General features: G+C 51.9%; 17 protein-coding genes and 4 pseudogenes. 6 read left to right on the top strand and 15 right to left on the bottom strand.

Annotation, left to right across the window (positions count from 1 at the left end; translation table 11 throughout):
- Positions 1–29: 29 nt before the first annotated feature.
- A complete protein-coding gene (locus tag JCM10550_RS08945; RefSeq protein ID WP_062398584.1) occupies positions 30–908 on the top strand; it encodes a malate dehydrogenase in 879 nt (292 codons plus the stop codon).
- Positions 901–3,319, top strand: a pseudogene (locus JCM10550_RS08940) (DNA-directed DNA polymerase). Before JCM10550_RS08945 ends, JCM10550_RS08940 begins: the two are co-directional and overlap by 8 nt.
- Positions 3,320–3,846: 527 nt before the next feature.
- Here JCM10550_RS08940 and JCM10550_RS08935 read toward each other — a convergent pair.
- Positions 3,847–4,359, bottom strand: a complete 513-nt coding sequence (locus JCM10550_RS08935; protein ID WP_062398582.1) for a flavodoxin domain-containing protein — start codon at positions 4,357–4,359, stop codon at positions 3,847–3,849.
- 44 nt (positions 4,360–4,403) lie between these two features.
- Entirely contained in the window at positions 4,404–4,973 is a 570-nt protein-coding gene (locus JCM10550_RS08930) for a flavodoxin domain-containing protein (RefSeq protein ID WP_062398580.1), read from the bottom strand.
- 383 nt (positions 4,974–5,356) lie between these two features.
- On the opposite strand from JCM10550_RS08930, the gene JCM10550_RS08925 reads away from it, so the two are divergent.
- A complete protein-coding gene (locus JCM10550_RS08925) occupies positions 5,357–5,779 on the top strand; it encodes a hypothetical protein (RefSeq protein WP_157200113.1) in 423 nt (140 codons plus the stop codon).
- A 16-nt stretch (positions 5,780–5,795) separates the two neighbouring features.
- Here JCM10550_RS08925 and JCM10550_RS08920 read toward each other — a convergent pair whose 3' ends face one another.
- From JCM10550_RS08920 to JCM10550_RS08875, 12 genes and pseudogenes are all read right to left on the bottom strand, one after another.
- On the bottom strand, positions 5,796–6,260 hold the full coding sequence (locus JCM10550_RS08920) for a carboxymuconolactone decarboxylase family protein (RefSeq protein ID WP_245618952.1): 465 nt from the start codon (positions 6,258–6,260) through the stop codon (positions 5,796–5,798).
- A gap of 89 nt (positions 6,261–6,349) precedes the next feature.
- Positions 6,350–7,156 (bottom strand): annotated as a pseudogene (locus JCM10550_RS08915) (methyl-coenzyme M reductase family protein).
- Entirely contained in the window at positions 7,153–7,260 is a 108-nt protein-coding gene (locus JCM10550_RS24855) for a methyl-coenzyme M reductase family protein (protein ID WP_281175344.1), read from the bottom strand. The pseudogene JCM10550_RS08915 and the gene JCM10550_RS24855 overlap by 4 nt, the downstream one beginning before the upstream one ends.
- Positions 7,257–7,619, bottom strand: a complete 363-nt coding sequence (locus JCM10550_RS24850) for a methanogenesis marker 17 protein (protein ID WP_281175343.1) — start codon at positions 7,617–7,619, stop codon at positions 7,257–7,259. The genes JCM10550_RS24855 and JCM10550_RS24850 overlap by 4 nt, the downstream gene beginning before the upstream one ends.
- A 52-nt stretch (positions 7,620–7,671) precedes the next feature.
- Positions 7,672–7,842 (bottom strand): DUF2113 family protein, encoded by a 171-nt coding sequence (locus JCM10550_RS24845; RefSeq protein WP_281175342.1) that lies wholly within the window; start codon positions 7,840–7,842, stop codon positions 7,672–7,674.
- 7 nt (positions 7,843–7,849) lie between these two features.
- Positions 7,850–9,097 (bottom strand): annotated as a pseudogene (locus tag JCM10550_RS08905) (methanogenesis marker 15 protein).
- Positions 9,090–9,548, bottom strand: coding sequence for a methanogenesis marker 5 protein (locus tag JCM10550_RS08900; protein WP_062398575.1), 459 nt, complete (start codon positions 9,546–9,548; stop codon positions 9,090–9,092). Before JCM10550_RS08900 ends, JCM10550_RS08905 begins: the two are co-directional and overlap by 8 nt.
- A 4-nt stretch (positions 9,549–9,552) precedes the next feature.
- Positions 9,553–10,026 (bottom strand): methanogenesis marker 6 protein, encoded by a 474-nt coding sequence (locus tag JCM10550_RS08895; protein WP_062398573.1) that lies wholly within the window; start codon positions 10,024–10,026, stop codon positions 9,553–9,555.
- Between the two features lie 90 nt (positions 10,027–10,116).
- Positions 10,117–10,554, bottom strand: a complete 438-nt coding sequence (locus tag JCM10550_RS22675) for a hypothetical protein (protein WP_062398571.1) — start codon at positions 10,552–10,554, stop codon at positions 10,117–10,119.
- Positions 10,520–11,590, bottom strand: a complete 1,071-nt coding sequence (locus tag JCM10550_RS08885) for a hypothetical protein (RefSeq protein WP_062398569.1) — start codon at positions 11,588–11,590, stop codon at positions 10,520–10,522. The genes JCM10550_RS22675 and JCM10550_RS08885 overlap by 35 nt, the downstream gene beginning before the upstream one ends.
- Before the next feature lie 16 nt (positions 11,591–11,606).
- Complete coding sequence (gene atwA, locus JCM10550_RS08880; RefSeq protein WP_062398567.1) at positions 11,607–13,223, bottom strand: methyl coenzyme M reductase system, component A2; 1,617 nt, start codon at positions 13,221–13,223, stop codon at positions 11,607–11,609.
- 74 nt (positions 13,224–13,297) lie between these two features.
- Entirely contained in the window at positions 13,298–14,116 is an 819-nt protein-coding gene (locus JCM10550_RS08875) for an HAD family hydrolase (RefSeq protein ID WP_062398565.1), read from the bottom strand.
- A 62-nt stretch (positions 14,117–14,178) separates the two neighbouring features.
- On the opposite strand from JCM10550_RS08875, the pseudogene JCM10550_RS08870 reads away from it, so the two are divergent.
- From JCM10550_RS08870 to dapF, 3 genes and pseudogenes are all read left to right on the top strand, one after another.
- Positions 14,179–15,149: pseudogene (locus tag JCM10550_RS08870) on the top strand (ribose 1,5-bisphosphate isomerase).
- A 5-nt stretch (positions 15,150–15,154) separates the two neighbouring features.
- The gene (locus JCM10550_RS08865; RefSeq protein ID WP_062398647.1) at positions 15,155–16,411 is read left to right on the top strand and encodes a RuBisCO large subunit C-terminal-like domain-containing protein; all 1,257 of its coding nucleotides are present in this window, start codon (positions 15,155–15,157) and stop codon (positions 16,409–16,411) included.
- A gap of 111 nt (positions 16,412–16,522) precedes the next feature.
- Positions 16,523–17,347 (top strand): diaminopimelate epimerase, encoded by an 825-nt coding sequence (dapF, locus tag JCM10550_RS08860; protein ID WP_062398563.1) that lies wholly within the window; start codon positions 16,523–16,525, stop codon positions 17,345–17,347.
- Here dapF and radB read toward each other — a convergent pair.
- A complete protein-coding gene (radB, locus tag JCM10550_RS08855) occupies positions 17,334–18,014 on the bottom strand; it encodes a DNA repair and recombination protein RadB (RefSeq protein ID WP_157200124.1) in 681 nt (226 codons plus the stop codon). The genes dapF and radB overlap by 14 nt on opposite strands.
- Positions 18,015–18,086: the final 72 nt, after the last annotated feature.

The raw sequence follows: 18,086 nt of genomic DNA, 5'->3' as shown, positions 1-18,086 counted from the left end.
TTTATTATTAGCATACCCATAACTGATCCATGACCAGCCTCTCGGTGATGGGTGTCGGAAAGATTGGTGGTGAGGTGGCGTACCTCGCTTCGGTGCTGGGGGGGATCGCAGATGACATCTGTCTCTATGACATCGATGCTACACTCTCCCGTGCGCAGGCGCTTGACATTCTCCATACCGGTATTGACCTCTCCGTCTCAACCGACCCGGGCGATATCAGCAGAGCTGATATTGCAGTATTTTCAGCAGGCAGAGCACGGACGCCTGATATCAAAACCCGTGCAGACCTGCTTTCAGTAAACCTTCCTGCAGTCGATGAGTGTGCCGGCTTTCTGGAAGGGTATGCCGGTGTGCTGATCACCATAACAAATCCGATGGATGCAAATAATTATTTCCTGCATCGCCGCTGCCACATTCCCCGTGAGCGGTGTGTCGGATTCGGGGGGGGTCAGCTTGACGCGGCCCGCTTTGGCGGGTACCTGAAAGAATCGGGCATACCGGGTGACGCATGGGTGCTGGGTGAGCATGGGGAACACCAAGTGCCCCTCTTCTCATCCCTGCCAGAGGATGTGCCGGAAAGTGTACGCAATGAGATTCTGGGAAAGATGCGCCGGTCGAGTATGGAAGTTATCCGGGGGGGAAAGGGAGGAACTGTATTCGGACCGGCATGGCATATCGTAAACCTGATCCGTAATGTGGCTGAAGATTCCCATGCCGTACTGCCGGTTTCCTGTGTCCTGAACGGTGAATACGGTGTTACCGGCTGTTCTCTCGGGGGGGTGCCCGCACGCATCGGGCGGAGCGGTATTGAAGAGATCATTGAATGGAACCTTGACACCTGGGAAGAGGCGCGGTTCAGGGAGGCAGCGGTTGCATCCTCTGCACTCTGCAGGAGGGCAGATGAGTAACAACGGTGAACTCAGCCTTGCCATTAACCAGGTTGAGTATGCAAACACCCCCTGACGGGCCGGTGGTCTATATCTTCGGACGCGACCCCCACCGGCACCGCCCACCGGATAGACGTGACCGGGTTTCAGCCATACTTCTACGCGCCTCTTGAAAAGGCGGATACACTCCCTCCCCATCCAAGGACCGAGGTTGATACTACGGCGACCTATACCTCCATACGCGGGGAGACGCTCCGCAGAGTCTACACCCGTTCACCGGGTGATGTCCGCGAAGTACGTGATTATTACGAACCGCATTATGAAGCCGACATCCCCCCCTTTGCCACCCGCTACCTGATTGACCGGGGCCTGACCGGCGGAGCCATCGTCCCCCCCGGCACACCGGCAGACTACCGCGACATCACGCCTGCAGAGGTGGATGCACCGGCCCGCGTCTGTATGATGGATATTGAGTGCGAGGATGAACGTGGATTCCCGGAACCAAACCGTGACGCGATCGTCTGCATCACCTGCCATGATTCATTCGATGATGCCTATGTGACCCTCTACCGGCATCCCCCCCCGGGACGTGCGGAGAGTGCGGTGCCCGTCCCGGTCCGTACGAACCATGAAATCTTCACCTATACCTCGGAACGTGACCTCCTGAAGGGTCTTGCCGCATATATCCGTGAGAAAGATCCCGATATCCTTTCCGGGTGGAACTTTGTCGATTTTGATATCAGCTATATCACAAAGCGCATGGATGCCATCGGTCTTGAACCCGATTCACTCTCCCGGATTCCCGGTGCCGGTGCCAGAAACCCCCCCCTTCGGGGGGGAAGGGCCCTCTTTGACCTTCTGATGGGATACCGGAAGATGCAGAGTTCACGCAAGGAGTCATACCGTCTGGACGCCATCGGGGGGGAAGAGGAACTGGGGGGGGAAGGCAAGATCCGCTACACCGGTACCCTGTGCGCACTCTGGCGGGATAATCCGCAGGATCTGGTGGCCTACAATCTCCGCGATGTGGAACTCTGCGTGGGCATTGATGCGAAAAACAGCATCATCGGGTTTTACCGGGAAATTGCCCGGTATGTAGGCTGTCCGCTGGACCGGACGCTCAACTCCTCGAACGTGATCGACATCTTCGTGCTCCGCAAGGCATTTGGCAGATATGTACTCCCTTCAAAGGGATTTGCGGCAGGCGATGAATTTGAGGGGGGCAACGGTCTTTGACTTCACGGGGCATAAAGGAGAATGTGGTGGTGCTTGACCTGAAGTCCCTGTACCCGATGTGCATGATGACCATCAATGCATCAATGGAGACAAAGGATCCGGAAGGAGAACTCCATGCACCCAATGGCATCCGGTTCAGAAAATCACCGGACGGGCTGACGCGGAGTATCATTTCAGACCTCCTCAGCGAACGTGACGAGAAGAAAGCACTCAGGGACACCTTTGAATACGGCTCACCCGATTACCTGCTGTATGACATACAGCAGAACGTGCTCAAGGTGATCATGAACACCTATTATGGTGTCTCCGGCTATGCCCGGTTCCGGTTGTATGACCGGGAGATTGGATCAGCGGTCACCTCGGTGGGACGGGCGATCATTGCCCACACACGTGACGTGATCACCGGCATGGGATACACCGTTCTCTACGGGGACACGGATTCCTGTATGATAGAGCTCCCTGTCGCAGAGACCGAAGAGACCATTGCAATGGCACGGGCGATTGAGGCACGCCTCAACACGAGCTACGGGGGGGACTTTGCCCGTGACGTGCTTGGGGGGGCCGAAACGCATTACTTTTCCATTAAATTCGAGAAGATTTACCGGCGGTTCTTCCAGGCAGGGAAGAAGAAACGGTATGCAGGACACCTGGTCTGGAAAGAGGGAAAAGAGGTAGATAAGATCGATATCGTCGGCTTTGAGATGAAACGGTCGGATTCATCCCAGGTGACAAAAGAGGTCCAGCAGCATGTGATGGAGCAGATCCTCCGGGGCGCGGGCAAAGCTGCGGTTAAAGCATATCTTGGGGGGGATGTGATCCGAAAATACCGGAAAGGCACCTATTCTCTTGATGAAATCGGGACTCCCGGCGGGATTAACAAATCGCTGGACAGCTACAAGAACAAGGATGCACACATCAGAGGGGGGGCGGAATATTCCAACAAATATCTGGGAACGAATTTTCTCTCCGGGAGTAAACCCAAACGTGTCTACATCAGAAATGTGACCGGAAAATATCCAAAGACGGATGTCATATGCTTTGAATACGCAGACCAGATCCCCCCGGAATTTGAAATCGATCTGGAAAAAATGCTGAACCGCTCGGTTGAACAACCGATATCACGTATCATTGAAGCAGTGGGCTGGACATGGCAGGAGATGGACCCGTCACACACGACTCTCGCGGACTTCTTCTGAGTTCCGGAGTTTTGTGAAATCAACTCTTCTGTCCACCCCCTGATTTGATCCAGGTCACGGTAATCTCCGGCCGGAACCTGCTCTTTTATTCCCGTGCATAATGGATCTGTTTCCGGAAATTATTCCCGGCTAAAATTATTAAAATCTCTCCAGGAATGCAGGAAAGGAAAGAGTATGAGCAAAATAAATGGATTATTGTGTTTTTTTGATTTTACTATTTTTTTAAGATAATGTATATGCAACAGGTCCGTTATCAGTTAGTCTCTGTATGTATGCCAGACAAATATGTTCAAGGTGCCGTGTTTATGACAGATGTGTTTGTGCTGTGACCTGCTGAGAGTGAAGGTATCTGGCATGACTGCATGAAGGATGTCTTTTCTATCTGCTTTAATTCGGATCTCACCTCCTGTACGATACATTACAGTCCCAGAGAAACCATATAACAATTCAGGTAGTGGCAGATCTCTTTTTCAAAATAGTTTGACCATCATAAAAGATACGGAGTGCCAGTATCCCGGAAAACAGATTCAGAGTTGAAGCAGGCAGAGATCAATGAGACCCTGTGCCCAGATAATGGCTGCTTCCCTGTTGCGGTAATCCCCCGGTTTTGTACCAGTGAGCTTCATTACCGCCTTGTCTTTGAATGAAAGCTGTTCTTCTGATATCTTACCCGCAAAATATCCAATATCCCTGATTTCAATATGTTCTCTTACCTGATCAAAGGCAGCAGATGCAGCCTGCTTTTTTTCCGGCGAAATGTCGAGCAGAGAATACCCTGAGAGAAAACCTACCACAGGTATTTCATGCAGCATATTCTTGTGAAGGCTGACAAATGCCACCAGTTCAGGAAGTACTTTGCCATAATAGATCGGGCTCCCGATGATAACAGCGCTATATCCTGCAATGTCAAAAACGTCCTTCACGTTTCGTACATCAACGTCATGATTCTGCTTCTGAAGACCTTCCGCGATTGCCGTGGCAATCCCCCCCTCTGTTGCACCGTATCTGGTGGCGTATATGACAAGTATCCGATTATTCATGATATTTTCTCTTCCGGTGGCTGTCTCGATTGTTCTCTTATGTGTTAAATAAAAAGTATATCATTTCTTTTTAAGATACATGGTTTATAATATGCTTTCTTTATGTTCGTGAATCGCTGATGCAACTTCTCGTGCCCAGCCCCCCCGGATTGCCTCGTGATCCCGGAAGTCTCCAGCAGGGGGGGGTGTACCATGTTGGCAATCTGGGCATCGGTATCCGAGAGACCGGCAGGATTAAATGCACCTGCAAATCCAATTTTCATCACTGGCCGTACATATTCATACATTTCATCGATTGCGGCAATCAACGAGGATGTATCCCTGTTCCCCCCGGAGCAGCATGAAACGCCGTCAACAAATATGGCCAGCCATTTGCCTGCGAGATCCGGCCGGTAATGTCCGCAAAATTCCCGTGCTTCAGCAAGCATTTTACCCATATATACCGGACTTCCGAGAATCACTGCATCATAAGAATCAATGGATTCTCTCTCCATCACATTAATGAGGTCGCTCTCAATGCCATTCTCTGTCAGAACGTCCTGAATTTCTTCTGCTATATTCTTTGTTGTCCCGTATTTTGTCGCATATGCAATGAGTACACGTGGCCCTGTCATATTCTTCCATGTATGAATTCTCGTGCATTAATCATTATTGAAAAGAACCGGAGAAACTTCTTAAAGGAAAACGATTGAAAGAAGTGTCAGAATCGTGAGGAAATACCATGACAGTAAATGGCTGTATCTCTGTTGCTTTCATCTGCACCTGTCTTCTCTGTTGGTCAGTAATGCCAGTATCTGCGGTGTCATCTACCGTGATTGGAGAAACCGTTCATCTCTCTGGAAAGGGGGAGGATATGATGAGATGTATCTCTTTTTAACTGGCCCCCCCAATCTCGCATCCGGTGGTGTCAGACTGGATAGTATCACAAGCCCGGTTGTATCTGGCAACGCCGCTTCTTTCACCCGTGTTCCTGTCAGGAGCGGGGGGGAGTGGGAATATGAATGGGACACTGGCAGAACCGGGGGGGGAACACTGGACCCGGCACTATCTCATCTGGGTAGTGCCTCAGCCCCCCCTGAATCGTTATGATCTGGGCGATACATCATACGCAACGAAAAGTGTCCTGTTGACAAACCCGGTGCTGGTAGCAGAAATTTTCGGGACGGACGGGACGGGCGGCACCGAAGAGAACGCTGCAGAGACAACCGGAACGAGCACTCCGATTTCAGGAGAGAAACCTTTCGGAGATAAGAACGGATTGAACACTACCTCTGATGAACCCGAAGTGACACAGGATGTATCAGAGGATGCACCGCCTCTGCCCACGACTGCGGGGGGGCTGTTCACATATCCGTGGGTATACGCCGCAGGTATTGCAGCATGTTTCCTGCTTTGTGTAGGCGGGAAGAAAAATAAATGATACTATCGGGATCTTTTTAGTCCCCCCCGTTCTTTTTCAGTTTGACAGCATTGACTTCACAGGAAGCGCCGCATCCGTTTGTTCCCACATCAATGACCCGGTAGGCATCTGCGAGAACGGCCGCCTGTGCAATGGAACCCGCAATGAGGACCACTTCTAGGATTTCATCCTTTGTTGCACCCTTTCTGAGGGCAGCACTCATATGGTATTTTACGCAGTGGTTGCATTTCAGTGCCGCACCAACAGCGATACTAATAAGCTCTATCATCTTTGGATCAATAGATGATGTCTCAAAAATGGCATCCTTAAACATCAGGTGCGAGAGAAGCACTTCGGGTTTTTTGGACATCTTCTGGTAAATCAGGGGGGGAACACTCCCATATTCCTCCTCAATTCCCTCAAGCCAGTCTTTTGATGCTGTCTCTGTTCCGCGTTTCAGAATTTCCTGAAGCGTGTCCTCAAAATCCACGGTATGCGCCATTAATGAATCAACAGAGATTTGTCAGAAAAAAGGGATATAATTTCGTATTCAGACCATGATTTTTGTTTCTGAAAACGGTCTGATACGAATCAGGATATAATCCGCATACGGGAAGGGAGGATGTGCGTTATATCACCGATTTTGACTCCGTTTTCAATCTCAATTGCTGCAATTGCATCTGCATAGGTATCATACGGCAGTTTGACACGAAGTGCGCGTACCTGAACAACAATTGGTGTGGGATGGGTCGAACGTTTGGTGATATCCATTGCATCATCTAGAACTGCCATCAGACGTGCAGGATTTACCGAAAGAGTATCTTTTGCCACTTCTTCCCGTTTCCGGGAAAGTACTGCTGAAACCTCCTCAACCAGGGAATCCAGATGGTCAATTTCGCCTTCCTGCCGTTTCATCCGGTGACCGATTCTCCCGATACCTCCGACATATCCGTCAACAGGGGGGGATCAATGATGCGCTGCAGGGCTTCTGTGGAGGGCCGTCCGGTGAGAATGATGGGCACCGTAATCCCCCCTGCGCAGAGCGGGCAATTTATACTCGATACAGGATTCAAAGTTGCCAAGCATAAACACCGCACAGTCGTGTTCATTGATGATGTCCCGTTCCTCGATACTGAGGTTGGCAATGCGCTTGCCAAATCCACGTGCAAGGCCGATCATATTGGTCTTCGCCCCGGCACTTCTGAGATACTCTGCCACATCACATGAGGTATGGGGGGGCAGGTGGTGAATTTCAAGACTGGGACTGACAACGGCAATCTCTGTCCCAACAAGCGGGGCTTCATAGACAACACCTGCAAGAGGGCGACTTATCTTTCGTATCAGTTCGATATCATCCTTCGGAACTAAGGACTGAAGCACCACTTCCTGGGCGATCATATGTTTCTGGACAATATATCCCCCCCGAGATCATCGATCAGGTCGATGATGATATCATGGCGGTAGACTCCTCCTTTGTAGGTAATAGGGACAAGAACGGTCATACGGTCACCCCGACGCAGGCAAACTTTTCTTTCAGAAGGGAGTCAATTTCTTTTTCATCAAGGGTGTTTTCACTCGCCACATAACTGAAAAACCCTTCACCGATTGTTTCACGCCGGACTTTGAACCCTTCCGGCGCAATCCACTGCAGTGCATAGATGATATCATGGAACATCCCTTCACTCGGGTCAACCACCATCACATCCTCAATCTCCCGCGGGTCCAGGCCGGGCACCAGAATCTTTACGGTAAACCGGTCAGGCTGGGTGATCAGATCCCTGCCGTAGGTATCCCAGAGAATGGAGAGCATCGGTGAAAGATAGGTCTCCGTTCCAATGTCCAGCACCACTCCTTCCTCCATCCCGAGGCACTCGCAAAGTCACGGATATACACCAGTCCCGGCATCTTTTTGATCACACCGACTGCGAGAAAGAGGGGGGGGTTTCCGGATCAATGTAGATGTGCAGCCTCCCGATGGACTGGTTCAGGTTGAGATCCGAGAGGATATCATCCGCAATCTGGGTGTATGTCTCTGCGCCCACCGGTTCCGCACATTCCACCTCAAAATACTCCATGCCTTTCATGGCAGCCTCACTTCTCCTCAATAAATCCGGATGCAAGAAGAGCAGAGCCGACAGCTCCGATATACTGTGAGTGGTGCGGTACAAGAATCTCGGTCTGGAGCAGTGCCCCCATCTCATGAACCAGTCCTTCGATGAGGGATGTACCCCCCCCAACCATGATCACCGGTTCTTTAATATCAACTTCCTGCAGTTGCTGCTCAAATACCTGTTCTGCCACACTCCGACACGCCGCTGCGGCCACGTCTTCTTTCGAACTCCCTTCTGCCAGTGCATTGACAAGACTCTGGGTACCAAAGACGATGCAGTAACTGTTCATGGGCACAGTCTTTGATATCCCTTTCATCGCAATCGGACCGAGTTCAGTGATGTCCACCCCCCCGATTCGTTTGGCCGTCATCTCAAGGAACCTCCCGGACGCACCGGCACAGATGCCCCCCCCATGGTGAACGTGCCGGGGATACCGTCCTGAACGGAAATCGCCTTATTATCCATTCCGCCGATGTCAATTACCGTTGCTTCCCCGTGCTGCCGGTCAGCCAGATATACCGCACCTTTGGAATTGACCGTCAGTTCTTCCTGAATCAGATCCGCTCCCAGCTGTTCACCAATCAGGTACCTGCATATCCTGTGGTGCCAACCGCCTCAATGTCTGCCATTTCAAGACCTGCTTCCTTCAGAGCGGCGTCAATGACCCCATGGGCACTATCCATCACTTCAGTGGTGGGCAGCCAGCCGGTGCCGATGATCTCATTATCCCGCATAATGACGGCTTTTGTTGTTGCAGACCCGGAGTCAATGCCATCGTCGTGCCTTTCTGTTCCTCACGGGCGAGAAGCGCCCGTCTCCGGGCGATGGTGGTGAGGGCCTCCATCCGGGTGAGGAGCGTTCCCGAGGTGGTGCGTTCCGTAAAGGAGTAGCTCACCACCGGGAGGTCAGAGTGATCGTGGATATAGCGACGCAGCTCATTGCGGACAATGGCCGCCTCCGCACAGCGAAAGCAAGTGGCAATAAAGACCGCGTCAGCCTCGACTTTTCCTTCAACCAGGGCCATCGCACGGGCAATGGCAAGTTTCAGATCGCCCGAACGTGCTTCAAGACCGAATTTGTCATATGAACGGCGGATATCGGTGAGCGTCACATCCGGAAAGAACATCTCGGCATTGACTGCTGCAGCGGCATCATAGATCTCCTTTTGAACACCACTGTGCTCAGGACCACAGGAAAGCTGGGCAATACGGACCGGCTGATCAGTCATCGCTATCACCTTCAAGTCCGGTAAGGAACTCTTTTATCTGGCTTACAAATGCGAACCCTTCATCATCCGTTTCCGGATATTTAATATCGAGTACCGGCAGCCCCCCCTGCTGCTGGCGTATCATGAACATCACCAGTTCATTCGTGCGGGCACATCCCATACACCCAAAGGAGAGGTCAGCATCATTGATGATAATCGCCGCATCGGCTTCTTCAATCATTGGCCCGTAGAGGGCCATTCGTCCCCTGACCCCGCAGGGTACCTCAACAGCGGCATATTTCAGACCCTTCTTCGGATCTTCCGGCGTCATCTGGAGAGGCGGTGAGTCAAGACTTGCGGTCTGGATTCGTTCCCGGATACCGGTCGCTGCCCCCAGTGCCTCATGGCCCCATCTCTCCACCATATCTGAGAGAATGAGACTTGTGGCAGGGAAAATAAACACTTTTGCCATTCTGTTATGCCTCCTCGTTTTTGATGATTTCAAGTAATCTGTTCAGGGGTAATTTCCCTTCATCCAGTCTTTTCTTCCCCCCCAACCGCGTGACCGCTGGTGCGGTGTTCCGTTCCAGTTCTTCAAGACCGTGAGAGATGTAGCGAAAAAGCCCGCTCTCAAATTCATGGCCATAATAGCCGGGTCGTGCACCACCCAGATTTGCCCGGCACCGGCGTGGATCTCCGGGAGGAAACCCGCGGTCTTTGACAAAAATATGGGCCGGGTCAACCGTGCGCAGTTCTTTGATGAGTTGTTTAACTTTCTCCGGAGCACCGGTCACCTGCAGTCCGAAACAGGTCTCTTTGATCATCAGTCCATCTGATATCTCATACGCCCGTATCAACAGGGTCTGCGGTGTGGTGTTGGGTGAGTCAATGAAGACATATTTGGTTACCGTGCCCACATACGTGGGGGGGACATACTCACGCTCTTTCATCGTGTCATCTCCCGGATATAGACAATACTTCCTTCTTTCAGGGCAGGCAGTTTCTCCGGTTCACAGACACGCCCGATGATATTCGTGCCTTCAAAGGGTTCTGATGTGGGGGCCGAATTCCGTATTTTCCGTGGTTCTGCATCCAATGAGGCCCGCACTCTTTCGGGAGTCATTGGTGATGGCCAGCATATTCGCAGGCACCCTTCCCTCCGGAGTATTTTCTTTATTGATATTCGTGCCTTTTTTTATTTCCGGCTGGAATAATGACACACCCTCAAAATGGATAAGCAGCGGCATCTCACCAATCTCATGCCACCTGAGACCGGTTATGGAACGGAATATGTATGTGCTCCGTGGTGCCTCGGCATCAAAGAGTTCAACAGAGATGACCTGTGTGACCGGTATTGTCGTAACAGAAACCTGCTTTTCCGCTAAGATTTCCAGAGTGGTTTCCGGTGTCTGCGAAATAATAACCCGATCCCCGGTATCATCATCAACATTCAGAATGATACCCCCGGTTTTCTGCAAAGACTTTCGCATCAGAGAGCGCCATCCCACGGATATCAAACTGTGCCGGTTCCACACGGAAAAGAAATGTCTCACCGGCGCCTGCAATATGTGCCAGTTCAATGCCATGTTCCACACTGCCTACCGCGGTATGGTTCGGGCTTCCGGGAATATCATCGGTATAGATATATGCCGAACCCCGGTTTCTTCCACTGACCCGGACGGTTACCGTGCCTTCAAACCGGGAGTGCGGTTCACCCTCGTAGAAGACTTCACTTTCGCGCATACGATCATCGCGAATGTGGGTACTTGCGTCCAGTGAAACATGGTATCGTCCGCTTCGGTAGGTCAGGAGCAGGTGTTCAACACTCTGTGCCCGTGTGGTGTCTATGTCTTCTTCCCGGTATCCTGCAGCACGTGCCCGGACATAGGTGATGATACTCATCCCTTCTTCAAGCAAGAGATCCCGACCTGTGGTGGCAAAGGCACTTGATGCATCCGCACTCTGGACGATGCGTTCCATTACCGTGATCGCATCTGTTGCTTTCCAGTCCTCCAGAACCGACATGCCCGAAACAACTCTGCCAATAATGCCCCCCCCTGTTGCCGCACCGTGATCGGCGATGTGGGGGGGTGCCTTTGAGAAGATGAGGAATGACTGTCCCGGATCATATCCGCCACAACCGAGGATCACATCACCACGGGCATAGCGATAGGGGGGGGATCGTTCCGGAACAATATCGGTGAGAAACAGGCCAAATGATGCTGCCTGTCGGTCAGCCCATTTTAATACTAGTATATCTGGATGGGTAACGGTATCAGAGGCACCGGAGGAAATTTTGTCCTGTAAAACAGAAGGCAGCACATCGTTCAGTTCGATGATCACCTCTCCTGCGGTTGTTGTGACACGAATATTGCGTGTGGCCGCAGTTTTTGTGTCCGCCGGACGGATCACTGCCACACTGCATTCCAGAGGATGTCCGGGAATAATATCCCCCCCGAGCACCGCTCCTTTTGCTACCTCCAGCCTCTCGCCATCGAGGCGGATCTCTGTCATTTGTATACTACTCCACTTAGACGGTTGTCATAATTTGCCGCTCCTTATCTGAGAGTTCCTGAAGCACCTCAGCGGTCGGTCCGATCTTTACGATCTTCCCGCCTCTCATGAGAATGCATCTGTCACAGATGTCGCGTACAAAATCCATGTCGTGGGATACTACAATAAATGTTTCATCTGTTTCTTCACGGGCCGTCACAATCGAGTGCTTGACATCAATCTTCGTGATCGGGTCCATGGTTCCGGTCGGCTCATCCAGAATGACGATTCTTGGTTCCTTGATGAGTACCTGGGCAAGGGCAACACGGTGTTTTTCTCCTTCGGAAAGCTGATCCGGACGGCGGTTAAGAATCCCTTTTGCCTTTTCTTCGGTGAACCCGGCCATCTTCAGAGTGATGATTGCCTTGCGCATAGCAAGTTCCTTGGGGGGGAATTCGAGACCGATGGAATCGGTCAGGTTGTCCAGAATATTCCGGTGGGGGGGATAGAGATCGTATTCCTGGTGGAGAAGGCCGATGTATTTTTTTGCCCGGCCACGCTGATGAATGCCGGGCTTGGTCATGTCGACGTATTCATCACCGATACGGATGGCCATCTCGCCGCCTGTCGGCTCAATAATGCCTGCAATCATCTTTGAAAGGGTTGTCTTCCCGGCACCGGATGTTCCGATAATGCCAAAAATTTCCCGTTCAGAGACACCAAACGAGACCCCCCCGTCAACAGCCCGGATCATACCCCCCCTGTCAACAGAGATATATCGTTTGGATACATCCCGTGCCCGGAGCACCTGTTCTCCCAGTTCCGTTGCCCGGTATCCACCATCTTCATGAGCATTTTCCATGAAGGTATCGATAACATGGGCGGGTTCGCCAATGACTTTGATCTCTCCTTCTTCCAAAAGCATTGCCCGGTTGCAGGTATCAACAATGACTTCAGGGAAGTGAGAGGAAACAATCATTGCCATATTATTGTTTATGGCGGAATTGTGCAGCATGTCATGGACAATGGATGCAATACGGGGGTCAAGGGTTCCTGTCGGTTCATCGGCACAGAGGAGAAAGGGATTCTTGGCCAGCTGACGGGCAAGTACAACACGCTGCTTCTCTCCACCGGAGAGATCACGCGCGATGTGCATCATCCGGTGGGACAAACGCACTTCATCCAACAGATCCGCAGCACGGTTGACTGCCTTTTCACCCGGATATCCAATATCTGCGAGTGCATGAAGAACGTTCTCAATGACGCGGTCATCACCATACAGAGCAAACGTCCGCTGGAACATGATAGCAGTCCTGACCATAACGCTGCGTTTCTTCTGCTCGTTTTCATCTGCCCATAAATCGACATCCTCGGCGACCATCTTTCCACCGCACTTTGCGCATGCGCTGCCCTCTTTACTTCTGAGGTCAACATATCCACATGTGCTGCAGGTTGATATATGGTAGATAATTCTGCCCGTTGTTGGTGGCGTATCCACGCCACGGATGAGATGCATCAGCACCGTCTTCCCGGCACCGCTTCGCCCGATGATGCCGAGTATCTCACCCTCTGCTAATTGAAAATTGATATTGTTGAGGACGACATTCCCATCGAATTTCATGGAAAGGTCTTCAACTGTTAGTAGAGGCACCATAATTTCCGTTCACAGTATCATTTTTTGGTGGTTTAAACGTTATTATTCTATCATAATATTGCGCATAGGAGTAATTAATTACGGAGCCGGTCAACAATATCCACCACTTCGTGCACAGAATTGATGGTAAAATCTGCAGCCTTCAGCAGTGGTTCCGGTTTATCCGTGTTCTGCTGAAGGGAAAGAATGGCAAAATCTGCCTTTTTCATGGCTCGTAAATCATTAATACCGTCACCAACCATCACAACCATGTCATACTGGCGTTTCAAATCCTCGACCACCTGTTCTTTGATGGCAGGCGTGGCAACACCATGGGTATTGTCCTGCGGCACGCCGAGATAATCTGCCATCTTCATCAGTTTTTTCGTCCGGTCCCCCCCGGAAGCGATGTATGTCCCGACACCCATCGTCTGCAGGTTCTGGATAGTCTCACGCGCACGGGAAAAGGGCCGACCTCCCGCGGTTACAACAAACTCTATGCCGCCGTGATTGCCATTGAGCATCACCCCCCCTGAGTTCAGTGCGACCACAGTCTCTTTTTTGCATGCACCCCCCCAGACAGTCCGGATACATCCCTGCAGATCACCAATTGTTGCACGGGAATCATTGTAGAGGAGATCACGGATATAATCGGCAGTGACTGCCTTGCAGGTGCATGATATGCCAAAATCGATGTTGTTCTCCTGCAGGTAGCCGGAAAGCAGGCGTGAAGGGTCTTCATCGATAATGTCACGGGAATGAACATAGAGCAGAATGAGGGCACGTTCCTTACAGGAGGCGGTAAGCGTAATCGTCTCCACGTTATTCTGGACCGTGTCATTGATGACATCTTTCAGCACACGATACGTACGCAGGAGAGTGCCTGCACTGTCAAAGACAACCGCTGTTGTCATCTCTGTTCACCAGCAACCAGTCGCATTAATACTGATTGGTGTAATTGAAGTAAATGAATACGATGGTTCTCACAAAGACTGCTGAAGATATCTCCTCCATGCGGATACGGGGGAGCCGGGCGCATTGCCCGCACGGCTGCCGCTGCCCTTCAGGAGCACGGGGCATCACTTGATTCTGAAACACTTGCAGCATTTACCCATGAAATGGAAGAAGCAGCAGATCTGCTCTGCGGGACACGTCCAACCGCGGTCTCTCTGCCGAATGCCGTCCGCTACGTAATGCAGGGCGTGCAAAAAGCAGCCACACTGGAAGAGGCACAGCATGCACTCCATGACCGTGCTACAGCATTTATCCATGATTCTTTGGCTGCCGTGGAAAAGATTGCGGAGATCGCTGCACGGCAGATTCCAAACGACGCGGTTATTATGACGCACTGTAACTCTGAAGCGGCCATTGCCTGCATTATCCGTGCGCATGAACAGGGCAAGGTGCGTGAGGTATATGCAACGGAAGTGCGCCCGCGCAATCAGGGATATATTACCATACAGATGCTCTCTGATGCAGGCATTCCGGTGAACTTTATCGTTGATTCTGCCGCGCGGATGTTTATGCCAAAGGTTGATCTGGTGATAACCGGCACCGATGCCGTCACGGCAAACGGTGCGGTGGTGAATAAGATCGGGACGGCACAGATTGCACTCTGTGCGCATGAAGCAAGAAAACCGTTTATCGTTGCTGCCGAGACCTACAAATTTGCGCCACGCACGATTCTTGGCGAACGTATACCCATTGAATGGCGTCCGCCTGAAGAGGTGATTGGAAGTGAGAAGCAGCTCCCCCCCCACAGTCACGGTGAAAAATCCCGCATTTGATGTAACCCCCCCACCAGCTTATGTGGATCTCATCGTAACAGAGATTGGTGCATTTGCCCCCCCATCGTATGCCCCGGTTGTCATCCGTGATCATCTGGGGGGGTGGGATATCATTGAATTCCAAAAGGACTATGCATTTACTCACCATTATGGAGAATGAAAGAGATGGAAGACGTCATTGCGCATTATTATTTCCGTCCTGACACAAGGACGACTCCGCAGGAGGCTGCACAGGCAATTGCGGAGGAAGAGACCACCGGTACCTGGACTGCCATTACCACCCGGCAGGAATATGTGAGACGGCTTGACGGTATTGTGGAGAGCGTGGAAGAGTCAGGCCGCGGGTATCTCACTGCCATCCGGTATCCGGCCGAAATATTTGAACCCGGCAATGTGCCCCAGTATCTGTCTGTTGTGGCGGGCAATCTCTTTGGACTGGGAAGACTTGAGGCCGTACGCCTGACGGACATTGAATTTCCGGAATCCCTTGTCCAATTTCATGGTCCGAAGTTTGGGATTGAGGGTGTCAGGCACCTGCTGGGAACCCGTAACCGGCCGCATGTGGGCACCATCATCAAGCCAAAGGTGGGCCTTACCCCCCCTGCTGATACCGCCCTTGTTGCCTATGAAGCGGCATCCGGCGGGGGGGTTGATTTTATCAAGGACGACGAGACACTCACCAATCAGGCATTCTGTCCAATGACAGAACGCGTTGAGGCAGTGATGGCACGCCTTGATGAGGCAAAGGATGAGACCGGGCGGCAGGTTCTCTATGCAGTCAACATCTCCGATCGTGCAGACCGTATCGTTGAACGGGCAGAGGAAGCACTGGAGAGAGGGGGGGCAAACACCCTCATGGTTGATGTCATCACCTGTGGCTATGCAGCACTGGAAGTTCTTGCAGAGGAACCGGGAATTTCCGTTCCCATTCACGTGCACCGGACCATGCACGCGGCGATGACACGAAATCCTGAACATGGCATCGCGATGCGTCCGATCGCACGACTGGTGAGAATGATGGGTGGAGATCAGCTGCACACCGGAACCGTGAGCGGAAAGATGGGACATAACGCGGAAGAACTTGTGCTGGACAACCGTGTACTGACCGACCCGTGGTTCGGGTTCCGGCCGGTCTTCCCAGTGGCAAGCGGAGGGCTGCATCCCGGAAAAGTGCATGCAGAACTGGAGACCCTTGGCACAGAGATTGTGTTACAGGCAGGCGGAGGTATTCACGGCCACCCGGACGGTACCGCCGCGGGCGCCCGCGCAATGCGCCAGGCAGTGGATGCCTTCCTTGAAGGGGTCTCGGCCACAGAATATGCAACCGATCACGTCGAACTTGAGCGTGCCCTGAAACTCTGGGCACATCGTAATCCTTTTTTTATCTTTTTTGATCGATGGGAATTTTACCCCCCCCGGTGACATACAGAATGATATGTACGTCTCTCTTTGGCCATGATAGGGCCGAACTCCTCCGATAGGGGGGGTTCTGCGCTACCGGGACAGAGATGAGAATATCAGGAGAAAAATAGTATGGAAATTCCGTTTGTCAAATTACAGGGTAATGGTAATGATTTTGTGCTTATCGATGAGATGAACGGGCCGGTAATTCCCGATGAAATGAAGGGAGAATTTGCCCGATTATATTGTGACAGGCGCTTTGGTATCGGTGCGGACGGAGTTCTTTTTCTGTCGCCCTCTGATTCCTGTGACGTACGGATGCGCCTCTTCCAGCCAGATGAGAGTGAAGCGGAGATGTGCGGGAACGGTATCCGCTGCCTTGCAAAATATGCATACGATTCTGATTACACAACAGAAGAGGGCACGGTCGAGACGCAGGCAGGGGGGGAAATGGCAGTGACGGTGGCCTACCGTGACATGGGTGAATGTACGGCAACAATTGACATGGGTCCTGCAAAATTTATTTCAGCCGAAATACCTGCGACAGGAGAGGGTGAATTCAGCATGGACTACAATGGGTTCACCGTCTATGCCGCAAATACCGGTGTTCCGCACGCGGTTGTCTTTGTTGATGATGTGGCAGCAGTCGATATCAATGCAGTGGCACCCGGCATCCGTTCGCACCCGGTATTTCCGGAGGGCGCGAATGTAAACTTTGTCCAGTGTGACAGTTTGGACAGTATCACTATACGCACGTTTGAACGGGGCGTGGAGGATGAGACATATTCGTGCGGCACCGGTTCAACGGCGGCCGCAGCCGTGGCACACCATATCGGTAAGATGCCTTCCACCGTTCACGTGCAGACACGGGGTGGACCACTGACAATTAAAATAAATGAAACGGTGACGATGGAAGGGCCAGCAGTCACCGTATTCGGGGGAGTTATTCCTCTCTGAATCCTTTTTCTTCAATTTTGAATGTTATTTTTGTTCCTTCGGGCCGTGACCGGTGTTTTTCAAGTACTGCGCACCGAGTCGTATCGTTGCGTTCAAAGCGTACAATCACCTTGGACATGTGATGCATGCTGGTACCACCGAGACCGCGGAGATTGTCAGAGTTTATATCGGTGAATACCTGATTGGTGACAATTACCGGGATATCATATCGTCTCGCATACCCAAGGAGCATGATGAGTTCACGTGCCAGTCGTTTCTGCGGTTCTCCTGAGGCACCATGCTCGGTTCGGTAGAGTGCAGTCGCAGAATCCAGAACAATAAGGCCAATCCCCGGCCTGTCAGCAAGCAGACGTGCGCATTCTGCAACCGCATGGTCCTGTCCGGTAAAGTCTGCGGGTTCATACAGGATGAGGCGTTCGGCAAGTGACTCGGCCTCATCAACTCCGGCAAGCTGGCAGAACCGGTCGATGGAGAACCCCTCGGTATCGATGTAGATGACATCCTCTCCCCTGCGCAGAGTAGCAATGGCCGACGCCATTGCAGCCGTGCTCTTTCCTGAGGCAGGTTCGCCATAAAACTGAATAATAATCCGGGTCTCAAGACCACCTCCGATCAGACCGTCCAGACAGGGGGGGATGCCAGTACTCTTCTGTATCAGTTTCACCATGTTGTCAGTCCTCACCCTGAGTTCTCTCCAGCGGATCTCTTCAGCACGGCGCGTCACTTCGCACAGTGGCAC

The sequence above is a fragment of the Methanogenium cariaci JCM 10550 genome (genome assembly GCF_001315945.1).
GTDB lineage: Archaea > Halobacteriota > Methanomicrobia > Methanomicrobiales > Methanomicrobiaceae > Methanogenium > Methanogenium cariaci.
This window is presented reverse-complemented; position numbering and strand designations above follow the sequence as displayed.

Bases quoted from the DNA above. Each gene is read 5' to 3' on its own strand.
- JCM10550_RS08935 (WP_062398582.1), bottom strand. From the start codon at position 4,359: ATGAATAATCGGATACTTGTCATATACGCCACCAGATACGGTGCAACA.
- radB (WP_157200124.1), bottom strand. From the start codon at position 18,014: ATGGTGAAACTGATACAGAAGAGTACTGGCATCCCCCCCTGTCTGGAC.
- JCM10550_RS08885 (WP_062398569.1), bottom strand. From the start codon at position 11,590: ATGACAGAGATCCGCCTCGATGGCGAGAGGCTGGAGGTAGCAAAAGGA.
- JCM10550_RS24850 (WP_281175343.1), bottom strand. From the start codon at position 7,619: ATGGAGGAAGGAGTGGTGCTGGACATTGGAACGGAGACCTATCTTTCA.
- JCM10550_RS08920 (WP_245618952.1), bottom strand. From the start codon at position 6,260: ATGGCGCATACCGTGGATTTTGAGGACACGCTTCAGGAAATTCTGAAA.
- JCM10550_RS08875 (WP_062398565.1), bottom strand. From the start codon at position 14,116: ATGACAACAGCGGTTGTCTTTGACAGTGCAGGCACTCTCCTGCGTACG.
- JCM10550_RS08865 (WP_062398647.1), top strand. From the start codon at position 15,155: ATGGAAGACGTCATTGCGCATTATTATTTCCGTCCTGACACAAGGACG.
- JCM10550_RS08945 (WP_062398584.1), top strand. From the start codon at position 30: ATGACCAGCCTCTCGGTGATGGGTGTCGGAAAGATTGGTGGTGAGGTG.
- JCM10550_RS08895 (WP_062398573.1), bottom strand. From the start codon at position 10,026: ATGAAAGAGCGTGAGTATGTCCCCCCCACGTATGTGGGCACGGTAACC.
- JCM10550_RS08900 (WP_062398575.1), bottom strand. From the start codon at position 9,548: ATGGCAAAAGTGTTTATTTTCCCTGCCACAAGTCTCATTCTCTCAGAT.
- atwA (WP_062398567.1), bottom strand. From the start codon at position 13,223: ATGGTGCCTCTACTAACAGTTGAAGACCTTTCCATGAAATTCGATGGG.
- JCM10550_RS24845 (WP_281175342.1), bottom strand. From the start codon at position 7,842: ATGAAAGGCATGGAGTATTTTGAGGTGGAATGTGCGGAACCGGTGGGC.
- JCM10550_RS08930 (WP_062398580.1), bottom strand. From the start codon at position 4,973: ATGACAGGGCCACGTGTACTCATTGCATATGCGACAAAATACGGGACA.
- JCM10550_RS08925 (WP_157200113.1), top strand. From the start codon at position 5,357: ATGAATGGGACACTGGCAGAACCGGGGGGGGAACACTGGACCCGGCAC.
- dapF (WP_062398563.1), top strand. From the start codon at position 16,523: ATGGAAATTCCGTTTGTCAAATTACAGGGTAATGGTAATGATTTTGTG.
- JCM10550_RS24855 (WP_281175344.1), bottom strand. From the start codon at position 7,260: ATGACCGTTCTTGTCCCTATTACCTACAAAGGAGGAGTCTACCGCCAT.